Here is a 12,981-nt window from a genome sequence, read left to right as displayed (position 1 = left end):
GGCGGAGCCATGGCGGTCGCGGTATTGCGGAGTGTAGCGGCGTTGTGTTTCTTGCCGATTGTGCCGGCGTCCGTCGCCTCGGCGCAAGACGAGACGCCGCCGACGGAGCAGGAGATCGGGCAGCTTCAGAACACAATCACCGACATGCGCAACCGGTTGGTGGAGGGGGGAAGGTCCGCCTTGCAGGCCAGCAGCGACGAGTTTCGCGACGCGCTCCGGCGTCACGCCGAGGACCGTGCGGCGCTCAACGGCCAACCTCATTGGGGGAATGCCCAACACGTGCCGACAATGCAGCAGCCGATGGCCCAACCCCCTGGCGCGGGCCGGCACAGTGGATGGCCCCAGTGGCCCACGGCAGCATCGCATTCCCAGGCCTACCCGAACGCCGCCCAGCAGGACTACCCGGCCCAGCAACCCGGGTACGAGGCGTCGCAAAACCCGGTGCAGCTGGTGCAGCAAACGGCGTTTGAGCTCGATCGGCTCGCCCACACGCTCGAGCGACGGCAACTCTACGAGCAAGCCGACAGGTTGCGTGAGACGGCCCGCGGGCTGCGCGAATCGGTTCGCCAAACGGGTCATCGACCCGTCGACAATCACTCACCGAGTGAGCGACAGTACCAGCCGCAGGAGAGCGAGGCGTCGCAACCGGCGCAATCGGCGCCTTAGGACCGCGAGTTTGACACCCCTGCGCCGCGCCATTAGTCTAGGCAGGATAGCGAGTTAGCGCCGCCGCCAAGCGGCGTTCGAGCGGCGGTTCTAAGCCGCCCTTGGCCTCGCACCTCCTCGCCGGTCGCCCTTCGATCGACGCCCAAGCTCCGGAACAGACGCGCCATGAAAAGCAAACTGGGCAACTTCCTCATCAAGAAGGGCGTGGTCGGCCCCGGCCAGTGGGACGAGGCGATGACCGTCGCCAAGAGCCGCAAGCTCAAGCCAGAGCAGACCGTCGTCGACTTGGGCTACGCCTCGGCCGAGCAGGTGATGCAGGCCTTGGCCGACCTGAACGGGTTTGACTTCGTCGACCTCCGCGACGTGCCGATCCCCCCCTCGGTGGTGGAGCTCGTGCCCGAGTCGGTCGCCCGTGAGAACGCGGTGATCCCGATCGACGCCGACGAGGGAGGCCTGCGGGTTTGTGTCTCCGACCCCGACGACTTCGAGACGATCGAGAAGCTGCAGTTCATCCTGAACCGCAAGATCGACATCGTGCTGGCCACCCGCGAGCACATCCTCGAAGCGATTAACCGCAACTACGGCCAGATGGGCGACGAGTCGGCCGACTCGATGCTGCAGGAGTTCACCGATACGGCGATCGACTTTACCGAGACCGAGAGCGACGACGACGACGCCGACGAAGAGGTCGACGAGACCAGCGCCCCGGTCGTGAAGCTCGTGCAGCTGATGATCGCCGAGGCGGTGCAGCTGCGGGCCTCGGACATCCATGTCGAGCCGTTCGAAGACCGGGTGCGGATTCGCTACCGGATCGACGGCGTGCTGATCGAACGCGACAGCCCCCCCCGCCGCCTGCTGGGCGCGCTGCTCTCGCGTATCAAGATCGTCGCCAAGATGGACATTGCGGAACGCCGCAGGACCCAGGACGGCCGGATCAAGATCACCGCCGGCGGCAAGGAGCTCGACCTGCGGGTCAGCATGCTCCCAACGAGCCACGGCCAGAGCTGCGTCATGCGGCTGCTTGATAAGGACAACATCAAGGTTGGCGTCCGCCAGTTGGGCCTCAGCGAGCGCGATTTCAAGGTCTTCAACGGTCTGATCCGCCGCCCGAACGGCATCATGCTGGTGACCGGCCCAACTGGTTCGGGAAAGACCACTACACTGTATGCCTCGCTCAACGAGCTGAACCGGCCCGACCGGAAGATCATCACCGCCGAAGACCCGGTGGAGTATTACTTGCCTGGGATCAATCAGGTGGAGGTGAAGCACGGGATCGGGCTCGACTTCGCGTTGATCATCCGGGCGATGCTCCGGCAGGCGCCGAACATCATTTTGGTGGGCGAGATGCGGGATTACGAGACCGCATCGATGGGAATCCAGGCGTCATTAACTGGACACTTGGTTTTCAGTACCCTTCATACGAACGATGCGCCCGGCGCCATTACACGAATGGTCGATATGGGCGTGCCCGCTTATCTGGTGGCTGGCAGCGTTATCGGAATTTTGGCGCAGCGTTTGGTCCGGGTTGTCTGCTCGAAATGTAAACAACCGTACACCCCAACCCAGCAAGAAATCGACTACGCTGGCATCACTCCTGAGCAGCTCAAGGGGGCCAATTTCATGAAGGGCCGCGGTTGCAACAACTGCGGCGGCAACGGCTATCGCGGCCGGCTCGGCGTGTTCGAGCTGATGACGATGAACGCCGGCATCCGCGAGCTCGCCTTCAAGGGCGCCTCGACCCAGGAGATCCGCAAGGAAGCCGTAAAGCTTGGCATGTCAACTCTTTACGACGACGCCATCCGCAAGGTGCTGGCCGGCATCACGACCTTCGAGGAGGTCTTCCGCGTGACCAAGCGAGTGGAGTCGTAGGCTAATCGGTCTCTCGACCGGCGCTTCTGGATGGACTCGCTCGAGCTCTCCAAATCACAAGCTCCGCTGGCTGAGCCATCCGTCTGGGGTGCGGCAGTCCGCCCGGTGCGTGGCGCTACCGCTGCGACCCATACGGCGGCCCCCAAACGGCCAGAAGGCCGTAAATCGAGTCGCGCCAAAAGCTTGAGTCTCGGCTGAGACAAGGGATAATGCATTGCTGCCAGCGGTTAAGGCATTGCGTTGTCGCATCTAACGGGATCTACCCAAGCGGCCCCGCGGCGCCCGAATCGATTGGCTGTGCCGACGCCGCCAGGCGAAGGGCATTGGTTCGAGGCAAGCCAATGCCCCCCCACTCGTGGGGATAGGGTCTTCTGGCCAGAAGGACCCCACTCGCAGGGCGCGTCACGGAGCAGAGCATCAAACGGCGAAGCAACCGGCCGCACGCGCGGTCTCGGTCGCTTGGCCGGTGGCGCTCCCCGCCCCTCATCCATTAGCTACTCGCCACGACGCACTCTATCTGGGGACCCCACCGACACCGGGGAAGAAGCCGCCCATGGGCACGATCCTGATCGACAAGCTGCTCGCAGCGGTTGTCAAACAAGGCGCGAGCGACCTGCATATCACGGTCGGCCAGCCGCCGGTCTTCCGGCTCGGCGGCCGGATGCAGAAGCTCAAGACCAAGGTGCTCGAAGAGAGCGACACGATGGGCCTGATGAAGAGCATCACGCCCGACCGCTGCCAGAACGAGTTCTCCGAGACCGGCAGCACCGACTTCGGCTTCGCGTTCGGCGACAAGGCGCGGTTCCGCGTGTCGGTGTTCCGGCAGCGCGGCAAGGTGGCGATGGTGCTGCGTCAGATCCCGGTCGACCTTTGGACCATGGACCAGCTCAACCTGCCCGAGATCTTCAAGAAGATGATCATGCGGCCGCGTGGGTTGATCCTGGTGACGGGGCCGACGGGCTCGGGTAAATCGACCTCGCTGGCGGCGATGATCGATTATCTGAACGACAACGTCGACCACCACATCATCACGATCGAAGACCCGATCGAATTCCAGCACAACCACAAGAAGTCGACGATCAACCAGCGCGAGGTGGGGGTCGACGTCACCAGCTTCGCCGAGGCGATCCGCCGCGCGCTGCGTCAGGACCCGGACGTGATCCTGGTCGGCGAGATGCGCGACCTCGAGACGATCGAGGCGGCCATCACCGCGGCCGAGACCGGCCACATCGTGTTCGGCACGCTGCACACCTCGAGCGCGGCGGGCACGATCAACCGCATCATCGACGTGTTCCCCACGCACCAGCAGGACCAGATCCGCACGCAGCTCGCCTCGTCGATCATCGGCATCCTCTCGCAGCAGCTCCTGAAGAAGGTGGGCGGCGGGCGGGTGGCGGCTTTCGAGACGCTGGTCGTCACGCCGGGCATCTCGAACCTGATCCGCGAGAACAAGATCTTCCGCATCACGTCGTCCATCCAAACGGGCGCCAAGATGGGCATGCAGTTGCTGGACGACCACGTCTTCGAACTGTTCAAGGAGGGTTTGGTCACCCGCGAGGACGCGTTGGCCAAGTGCAACGTGCCCGACGAGCTCGCCCGCCGCATCGCGGCCGAGGGCCTCGGCGATATGGATGAAGAGGACCCGATGGAGCAGGGTTAGCCCATCGCAACAGCGGCGGGCGTTGCGACGCCCACGCGAACCGAAACAGCTTAGTTTTCACGACACCCGGCGCCGCCGGCGCCTAACCAGAAACGCACCAGCAGAAACGTCTCAGCCATGGCATCAATGCGTCGCCTCGGACAGGTCATGGTCGACCTCGGCATCATCGACGACGAGCAACTCGACCTGTTGGTCGACGAGCAGAAGCAGCACCCCGGGGTGTTGATCGGCCGCGTGGCGATGGACATGGGTCTCATCGACGAGGAGCAGCTCACCCAGGCGATCGCCGAGCAGATGCTGCTGCCGGTGGTCTCGGCGCACGAGGTGTCGATCGAGAAGGACGTGTTGGCCATGGTCACCGAGCCGATGGCGCAGATGTACCGGGTGATCCCGATCGCGTTTGAGAACGACACGCTGTCGGTGGCGATGTGCGACCCGCAGAACCTCTCGGTGCAGGACGAGCTGCGGACGTTCCTGGGCTACAACATCAAGGTGATGGCCGCGAGCGAGTCGAGCGTCATGGCGGCGCTGGAGCGCTACTACGGCGAGAACACCGAGAGCGTCGAGAGCATCGTCGAGTCGATGGAGAACGACCAGGAGCTGACCGCCGCCGCCAACGCGCTGGCGGCCGAGGGGGCGATCGACCTGAGCAGCGTCGAGGCGCTCGCCGACAGCGCGCCGGTCCGCAAGCTGCTGAACATGGTGTTGCTGATGGCGATCAAGGACCACGCCTCCGACCTCCACTTCGAGCCGTTCGAGGACGAGTTCCGCATCCGCATCAAGGCGGACGGCGTGCTCTACGAGATGGTGCCGCCGCCGCGCCACCTGGCGTTCGCGATCACCACACGCATCAAGGTGATGGCCAATCTCGACATCGCCGAACGACGCATGCCGCAAGACGGACGCATCGAGCTCACGGTCGGCGGCCACTCGGTCGACCTGCGGGTGAGCGTGCTGCCGACGATGTTCGGCGAGAGCGTCGTGATGCGGGTGTTGGACCGCTCGGTCGTGTCGCTCGACCTCGGCAACGTCGGCATGAACGGCGAGACGATGGCCGAGTTCCGCGAGGCGATCAAGAAGCCCAACGGCATCGTGCTGGTGACCGGCCCCACGGGCTCGGGCAAGACCACGACGCTCTACTCGGCGCTCAACGAGCTCAATTCGATCGAGGACAAGCTGATCACGACCGAGGACCCGGTCGAGTACGACATGGACGGCATCATCCAGGTGCCGATCGACGCGTCGATCGGCAACACGTTCGCGCAGTGCCTGCGGGCGATCCTGCGGCAGGACCCGGACAAGATCTTGGTCGGCGAGATCCGCGACCTGGAGACCGCCGAGATCGCGGTGCAGGCGTCGCTCACCGGTCACTTGGTGTTCAGCACGCTGCACACGAACGACGCGCCGAGCACGATCACGCGTCTGAAGGACATGGGCGTGCCGACCTTCCTGATCACCGCGACGGTGGAGTGCATCCTCGCCCAGCGGCTCGTGCGGCGTGTCTGCACGCAGTGCCGCGAGGAGTACACGCCCAGCCAAGAGGTCATCGACGACCTGGACCTCCCGCCCGAGGCGATCGAGGGCAAGAAGTTCTACCGCGGCGCCGGCTGCGAGGTGTGCAACAACACCGGCTACAAGGGACGCGTGGGCCTGTTCGAGCTGATGATCATGTCGAACAAGCTGCGCGAGATGATCATGGAGAACTGCCTCACCGAGGACCTGCGCAACGAGGCGGAGCGCGAGGGGATGGTGACCCTCCGCGCGGCCGGCATGAGCGCCGCCTACGAGGGCACCACCACGCTCGAAGAAGTGATCCGCGAGACGGTGCTCGAGGCTTAACGAAGCGTTCAGCTGTCAGCGTTCAGCTGTCAGCCCGAATCACGAAACTATTTTTCCCGAGTCAAAGCTGATCGCTGACAGCTGAATGCTGAAAGCTGTTTCCTAAGGAAACCCCCATGCCGACCTATCAATTCGAAGCGATGGACGCCACCGGCGCCGAGATCAAAGACGTTCTCGAGGCGCCGACCGAGGAAGAAGCGCAGGCGACTATCCGCCAGATGGGTTACTTCGTCACGAAGATCAGCGTGAAGAAGGCCCGCAAGAAGGCCGAGGCGGCCGGCCCCGCGAAGAAGAACCGCGGCTTGGTCTTCGGCGGCGTGAAGTCGAAGGACCTCACCACGTTCACCCGGCAGCTGTCGATCTTGCAAGACGCCGGCCTGCCGATCCTGCGCAGCCTGCGGATCCTGGCGGCCCAGGCCAAGCCGGGGCGGCTGAAGTTCTCGCTCGAAGACACCTGCGACGAGATCGAGGCGGGCTCGACGCTCAGCGAGGCGATGGCCAAGAGCCCCAAGTGCTTCAACCGACTCTACGTGAACATGATCAAGGCGGGCGAGGCGGGCGGCGCCCTGGAGCTGATCCTCCAGCGGCTGGCCGACTTCCAGGAACGCGCCGAGTCGCTCAAACGCAAAGTCAAAGGCGCGATGATCTACCCGGTCGTCGTGGTCTCGGTGGCCGTGGGCATCCTCACGTTCATCATGATCGCCATCGTGCCCGCCTTCCGGAAGATCTTCGAAGACTTCGAGCTCGAACTGCCGGTGGCCACCGAGCTCTTGATCGGCATGTCGAACTGGGTGGTCAACTACTGGTACCTGATCCCCGCGATCCCGGCGAGCATCTGGCTGTTCATCAAGCTCCTGCGCAAATTCAAGCACGGCCGCATCGGCTGGGACCAGTTCATCATCAAGGTGCCGATCTTCGGCCCGCTGATCGAGCAGAACATCCTGGCCCGCACCACGCGTACGCTCGGCACGCTCGTGGCCTCGGGCGTGCCGATCCTCGAGGCGCTCAACATCACGCGCGACACCTCGGGCAACGCGGTGTTCGAGCGGATGTTCAGCAAGGTCAGCGAGGCGATCCGCGAGGGCGACGCGATCGCCGCGCCGATGAAAGAGAACGCGATCCCCGGGTTCCACCCGATGGCGGCGTTCTTCTGGTTCTGCTTTATCGGCGGCCCGATCGGCCTGCTCATTTACCTGCTCAAGTTCCGCCAGCCCGTGGTGGACGACATCGTCGTGAACATGGTCGACGTCGGCGAGGAGACGGGCGAACTCGACACGATGCTCTACAAAGTGGCCGACGTGTACGACGAACTCGTGGCGGTGCGGACCGATTCGCTCACGAAGCTCATGGAGCCGCTGCTCATCATCTTCTTGGGCGGCGCCGTCTGCTTTATCGTCGTCTCGCTGTTCATGCCGCTCGTGAAGCTGATCGAAGGACTCACCTGATTCGGACGCGTAAGCCGAGGGGCGGAACGATTCGCCCCCCGGCCGGCCGCTACGACTATTTCCTACGGGGCAATCCAAGGACTGATCAAATGGCAAACAACCACCCGAGCACACGCCACCGGCGTCTCGCGCATTCCGCACCCCGACCGCTGCGCTCCGCGTTCACGCTGGTCGAGCTGTTGGTCGTGATCGCGATCATCGCCATCCTCGCCAGCCTGCTGCTGGTGGCGGCGGCCGGGGCGCGCAACCGCGCCCGCCAGGTGCAGGTGTCGGTCGAGATCAACCAGCTCGCCACCTCGCTCGAGGACCAGTACGGCACGGTCGTCAGCGCGTACCCGCCCAACGCCCAGAACGACGGCTCGGGCCCGATCGACGAGAATCAGATCTACAACGACTTCAAGCGGTTCCTCAAGAAGGTCGCTCCGAAGCACCGCGAACCCGACTCGCTTATCAGCGCGCTCGTGGGACGGGGCGCCGGGTCCGGCACGGACGCGCCCAACCTGCCGGGCGGCATGACCGCGGCCGAATCGCTGGTGTTCTGGATCGGCGGCTTCAGCAGCGACCCGAACTACCCGATCTCCGGCGTCGGCGGGCCCTCCTACGCCATCGACACCACCAGCTCCGCCCCCCCCCCCGCCGCGCAAGACCCGATCGAGAACCGGCTCAAGCAGATCGCGCTGAAGGTCGAACGCTTCGGTCCGCGCGATGACGACGGCTATTTCGACGACTCCGACGGCCGCTTCATCGTGTACGACGACCCACAATCGGACGGCACATTGCGCCGGATCAACTTCTACACCTACTCGATCCTCGAACTGCCGTACGTCTACTTCGACGCCTCGCGTGGCGGGGCGTTGCCCGACACCGACGTGCCGGCGGTGACCAGTGTCATCTTAAACAATCCCAATGGCGCCTCGGATCGCTTCGAGGCGATCCAGAACGTCTACGCGGTCAAGACGCCGAACACGAACGCCGCCTCGGCCACGAACCGGCCGTTCAACTTCGCCGGCGACGGCAAGTTCCAGATCCTGCACGGCGGCATCGATGGGGCGTACGGTTCGTTCCCCCGTGTCGTAGAAGCCGGCGGCGGTCAGTTCGAGCTGCAAGGCAACATCACTTATCCCGAAGGCCCGTGGACGCTCGACCTGGCCGACACGCTGTCGAACCTTTCCGACTCGACCCTGGCGAACGCGCAGCCATGATCTTCCCAGCGGAAAACACGAGAGCCGACAAGCGAGGGCCCCTGCTCGGCCTCACGCTGGTCGAGCTGCTGGTCTCGATGGCGATCGTCAGCATCCTGGCGGCGTTGATCGTCGGCGTGGCGGGCGTGGCGGGCGAGACGGCCCGCGAGGCCCGCACCCGCCAGCTCATCGCGCGCCTCCACACGCAGCTGATGGAGCGTTACGACCAGTACCGCTACCAGCGCGTCGAGCTGAACCGGGCCGACCGCCCGCCCGTGGTGAACATGGTCGAAGACTACCGCGACTACTTGGCGGCAAGTGGTTTGTTCATCACGAGCGGTTGGACGAACGGCCAGGTCGAAGCCGCCGGCCGCCTCCAAGCGCTGCGCGAGACGATGCGGATGGAGATGCCCGACCGCTGGAGCGACGTCTACCTCAAACCGTTGCCGGCCAGCCTTACGGAGATCGAACCCGAGGATTTCGGCGGTCCTTTATTCGCAAGCCAACGGCCGACGCTCTCGCGGCTCTACAGCCGACGGCTGCAAGCGATGATTAACGCGGGTGTCTCACGGGATGACCTTATGGCCAACCAATCGGCCGAGTGCCTGTACCTCGTCGTGATGAACGCCACGAGCGACGGCGAGGCGGCGGGGCTCTTCAAGCCGGCCGACATCGGCGACGTCGACGGCGACGGCGCCCCCGAGTTCCTCGACGGCTGGGGCAACCCGATCCGCTTCCTGCGTTGGGCGCCCGGCTTCGAGTCGGACTCGCAGCTCGGTTTCAACCAGCTGGCGCGCATCTACCGCGACACGAAGAAGGACTTCAACGGCGCGGCGGCTAGCGACGGCGACAAGCTCAAGGCGGTGCAGCAAGCGATCAACAACGACTTCGACCCGTTCGACCCGTTCCGCGTGGACGGCCCGAACATGACGAATTTCGAGGTTGACACCGGCGGAGCCAGCGGCGGCGGACCGGCGGCGCGTGGATTCAGAATCATGCCGCTCATTTACTCCGACGGCGGCGACGAGGACTCGGACATCTACTCCGCCGCCAACTTCTTCAACAGATTCAGCGACCCTTATTCTTTGCACGAAGACCCTAGTCTCGGGCTGGGGATCGGCCAAGAGATGAGCGACGCCCGCGCCGTCCTGGCTCCTAGCATCGACTCAGACGGCGACAACTACGCCGACAACATCACGAACCACGACATCGCGACCCGGACCAACTAGTCGGGCGAGCGAAGCTGAGCAACCGCCCCCGGCCAGGGGCGAGCGACTCGAGGGGCAACCTCAACGGAGCGGCAACGTGAAGCGTCATCCACCTCCTCACACACCGGAGGCAGACAAGGCTTTGCGTCGGAACAGAGAAACCATGAAACCCTTATCCCATCAACGCCGAACCCCCGCCCCGCCGGGCGGGATGACGCTCGTCGAGCTGCTCGTCGTGGCGGTGATCGTGACGATCCTCATCTCGTCGGCGATCCCGGTCCTCTCGCCCGCCGGCGACGACCGGCTGCTGCGCGAGGGGTCGCGCGAGGTGAACGCCTACCTGTCGGCGGCCCAGTCGCGGGCGATCCAGACCGGCCGGCCGCAGGGCGTGATGCTCAAGCGGCTCAGCGTCGACACGCTCAACGGCGAGGACAACGGCGTCTGCATCGAGCTGCTCACGGTCGAGGCGCCGCCCCCCTACGCCGGCTTCACCAGCGGCTCGCTCTGCCGTGTGGCGCGCCGCATTCACCCGACCGCGCCGTACCTGCTCCAATTCGTTCAACACGGCGTCGTGGAGACCGATGACAGATTGCCTCGCAATCTCGACCACGCCAGCGTCCCGCCACGGTTCCTGCGGCCGGGGGACGAGGTGACCGTTTTTGGCGCCCACTATCGCCTGCTGGCGGGCGATGGCTCGGGGACGGTCGGCATCGACACCACCACCGTCCGCACCGGCGAGGCGGCCGCGAACGGATACTTCTCTCAACCCGCGGGGAGCACTCGCAGCTACGCCGCCGAGCTGATCGAAGACGGCCCCGCGTTGGCGATCAATTACGACGCCGACGGCAACGAGTTCCAGTCGGTCGAGGCGTTGATCGCTTCGGGCGTGGCGCCGACAAGCCCTTACTGGACCGCCGGCGCGCCGTACAAGATCCACCGCCAGCCGACCGCTTCGCCGGCGCCGCCGTTGCAGTTGCCCACCGGCGCGGCGATCGACCTGCAGGCGAGCGGCTTCGCCACAAGCGACAAGCTCTACACGCCGGGCCACGCCTGGGATGACGCGGAACAAGAGTACCGCCTCGCGACCACCTCGCCGATGATCATGTTCGCGCCGGACGGGTCGGTCGATCGGATCTACTACTCCAGGCAGCCGCGTGGCGCTCTCGTGAATCCCAACGCCGTAGGCTACCCGGGGGCGCCGATCGTCAGCGAATCCGTGCGGGAGAACATCGCGTTGCTGATCGGCTTGCGAGACGCGATCCCGGCCCCTCCGACCGAGCTGCGCAGCAGCACGGACACACCCAAAGAATCACGCAACGACCCGGTGCTGCTGAGCGCCGACCGGTTTGAAGACGCCAACCTCACCGACCTGCCGGCGCCCGATTACGAGCGTTTCACCCGCCAATACAACTGGCTGAATCTCGACAGCCGGTGGGTGGTGATCGGCGGCCGCACGGGCACGATCCGCACGGTGGAGAACGCCTTTGTGCCGCCGACTTTCACCGGCGATTTCGATTCACAGATCATCCAGGCGCAGTCCCTGGTGCGCGAGGCGGCCAGCAGCGGGGGACGCGGATGATGACGAACGCAGGTCGCAGAAATCTCGAAACAGAATCGGCGCCCGCCGCACGGGGGCGGACGACTCCGCGCCGCCGCGCGGCGCTCACCCTGGCCGAGGTGCTGATCTCGATGGGCATCCTCACGCTCGGCTTGCTGGGCGTGGCGTCGTTGTTCCCCGTGGGGGGCAGCTACATGCAGTCGGGCGACATCGCCGACCAGGGCAACGCCCTCGCCCAGGCCGCGCTGAACGACGCCATCACACGCGGCTGGCTCGACCCGGACAACTGGGTGCAGCTCGACCCGAACCTCGAGCCCATCCCGACGGGCAACGCGGGTCGGCTCGAGACCGTGCCCGGCCTGATCAACAGGATCCGGGCGCTCGACGCCAACGGCTACAACGAAGAGGGCTACGGTCTGCTGACCGCGGGCAATCCCGAACGAGCCCACGCCTTGATCGGCCCGGGGCCGATCGACCATTATCTCAATCGCGGCTACGGGGCGGCGTTCGTCATCGATCCGCTCGGCATGGCGAGCGCGCTGAACGAAACCAGTCCGCTGGTGTACGCCAGCTTCCGGGGCGCCGCCATCAACTCGGCGGCGGCGCGGCGTTTCCCCGCCTTCGATGGCGGGCCCGCGCCTTCGTCGCCCTACTGGGGGCCGTTCGCCAACCCCCTCTGCTGGCCGGTCAGGCGGGTCACCACCACCTTCCCCGCCTACGATCCCAACGGAAACACTTACATCACGTCGTCCAACAGGCGACAGATGCTCCAGCTTCCCAAGGCCGACGCGCTGTTCAGCGGCGCCAACGACATCGCGCTGGAGCTCCCCGCCCGCGGCGACGACCCCGCCCTGGGGCGGTGGCAAACGGTCACGGTCGACGAGCAGGCCCAGCCGCTCAACCGCCAGACCCGCGGCGACTACAGCTGGCTGCTCACGGTCAACCCCGTGACGTCCGAGGCGCGCAACGCGCTCGTCTCCACGCCGGACGCCTACCCCTACGATGTCTCGGCCGTCGTGTTCCACAAGCGTGTCTTGGGCGACGGATACCTCGAGACGCTCCAGGCGGAGCGCCTGGTGCGTGGACGCGTGGTGACCACCGGGATCGGCGGCGGCGAGATGCTGCTCGAGCGGTTCTACGCCAGCTCTGGCGCTGTGAGCGGAGCCATCGTCAACGGCGCCAAAGAGCCCGAAGAGAGCCCGTTCGAGGAGCTCCGCAGCGGGCAGTACGTGATGGTCTGCGGGCCGCACCCGCTGTCGACCGCCGAGCTGCCGAAGTTCTTCCTCGCCTGGTACCGCGTGGTGAACATCGACGGCGAGGGCGAAGCGCTGAACCCGCTGGGCGAGAAACTCACCTCGGCGGGCTCGATCCCCGACCGCCGACTCGTCGCGCTCAGGGGGCCCGATTGGCCGTGGGCGGAGAGCGTCAACGGGGGCGACAACACGGAGCTATCGAACGACCTGCGGGTGGCGATCATCCCCGGCGCGGTCGCCGTACACACCAAGACGATGCGGCTCGAAGCGGGCAGCGCCTGGGCGGTTGAATAACCCCGGCT

9 protein-coding genes are annotated in these 12,981 nt (G+C 65.4%); all 9 read left to right on the top strand.

Features of this window, described 5'->3' with window-relative positions; all coding sequences use genetic code 11:
• The first annotated feature begins 9 nt into the window (after positions 1–9).
• Entirely contained in the window at positions 10–666 is a 657-nt protein-coding gene (locus tag Mal64_RS12270) for a hypothetical protein (RefSeq protein ID WP_146400511.1), read from the top strand.
• Positions 667–831: 165 nt separating this feature from the next.
• The gene (locus tag Mal64_RS12265; protein WP_146400509.1) at positions 832–2,535 is read left to right on the top strand and encodes a GspE/PulE family protein; all 1,704 of its coding nucleotides are present in this window, start codon (positions 832–834) and stop codon (positions 2,533–2,535) included.
• Positions 2,536–3,088: 553 nt separating this feature from the next.
• A complete protein-coding gene (locus Mal64_RS12260; RefSeq protein ID WP_146400508.1) occupies positions 3,089–4,195 on the top strand; it encodes a type IV pilus twitching motility protein PilT in 1,107 nt (368 codons plus the stop codon).
• A gap of 126 nt (positions 4,196–4,321) precedes the next feature.
• Complete coding sequence (locus Mal64_RS12255) at positions 4,322–6,034, top strand: GspE/PulE family protein (protein ID WP_231993694.1); 1,713 nt, start codon at positions 4,322–4,324, stop codon at positions 6,032–6,034.
• 116 nt (positions 6,035–6,150) lie between these two features.
• Positions 6,151–7,479 carry a type II secretion system F family protein gene (locus Mal64_RS12250; RefSeq protein ID WP_146400503.1) on the top strand — a complete coding sequence of 443 codons (1,329 nt, stop codon included), beginning with the start codon at positions 6,151–6,153 and terminating at the stop codon, positions 7,477–7,479.
• Between the two features lie 89 nt (positions 7,480–7,568).
• On the top strand, positions 7,569–8,681 hold the full coding sequence (locus Mal64_RS19845; RefSeq protein WP_197525699.1) for a type II secretion system protein: 1,113 nt from the start codon (positions 7,569–7,571) through the stop codon (positions 8,679–8,681).
• On the top strand, positions 8,678–9,889 hold the full coding sequence (locus Mal64_RS12240; protein WP_146400501.1) for a type II secretion system protein: 1,212 nt from the start codon (positions 8,678–8,680) through the stop codon (positions 9,887–9,889). The genes Mal64_RS19845 and Mal64_RS12240 overlap by 4 nt, the downstream gene beginning before the upstream one ends.
• 142 nt (positions 9,890–10,031) lie before the next feature.
• Positions 10,032–11,447, top strand: a complete 1,416-nt coding sequence (locus Mal64_RS12235) for a pilus assembly FimT family protein (RefSeq protein WP_146400499.1) — start codon at positions 10,032–10,034, stop codon at positions 11,445–11,447.
• Positions 11,447–12,973, top strand: coding sequence for a type IV pilus modification PilV family protein (locus Mal64_RS12230; RefSeq protein WP_146400497.1), 1,527 nt, complete (start codon positions 11,447–11,449; stop codon positions 12,971–12,973). Before Mal64_RS12235 ends, Mal64_RS12230 begins: the two co-directional genes overlap by 1 nt.
• Positions 12,974–12,981: the final 8 nt, after the last annotated feature.

This window comes from Pseudobythopirellula maris, assembly GCF_007859945.1.
Classification (GTDB): domain Bacteria; phylum Planctomycetota; class Planctomycetia; order Pirellulales; family Lacipirellulaceae; genus Pseudobythopirellula; species Pseudobythopirellula maris.
The sequence above is the reverse complement of the archived record's forward strand: the minus strand, read 5'-3'. Positions and strand labels throughout refer to the sequence as shown.

Coding starts and splice junctions, on each gene's coding strand:
- Mal64_RS12270 (WP_146400511.1), top strand. CDS start 10: ATGGCGGTCGCGGTATTGCGGAGTGTAGCGGCGTTGTGTTTCTTGCCG.
- Mal64_RS12265 (WP_146400509.1), top strand. CDS start 832: ATGAAAAGCAAACTGGGCAACTTCCTCATCAAGAAGGGCGTGGTCGGC.
- Mal64_RS12260 (WP_146400508.1), top strand. CDS start 3,089: ATGGGCACGATCCTGATCGACAAGCTGCTCGCAGCGGTTGTCAAACAA.
- Mal64_RS12255 (WP_231993694.1), top strand. CDS start 4,322: ATGCGTCGCCTCGGACAGGTCATGGTCGACCTCGGCATCATCGACGAC.
- Mal64_RS12250 (WP_146400503.1), top strand. CDS start 6,151: ATGCCGACCTATCAATTCGAAGCGATGGACGCCACCGGCGCCGAGATC.
- Mal64_RS19845 (WP_197525699.1), top strand. CDS start 7,569: ATGGCAAACAACCACCCGAGCACACGCCACCGGCGTCTCGCGCATTCC.
- Mal64_RS12240 (WP_146400501.1), top strand. CDS start 8,678: ATGATCTTCCCAGCGGAAAACACGAGAGCCGACAAGCGAGGGCCCCTG.
- Mal64_RS12235 (WP_146400499.1), top strand. CDS start 10,032: ATGAAACCCTTATCCCATCAACGCCGAACCCCCGCCCCGCCGGGCGGG.
- Mal64_RS12230 (WP_146400497.1), top strand. CDS start 11,447: ATGACGAACGCAGGTCGCAGAAATCTCGAAACAGAATCGGCGCCCGCC.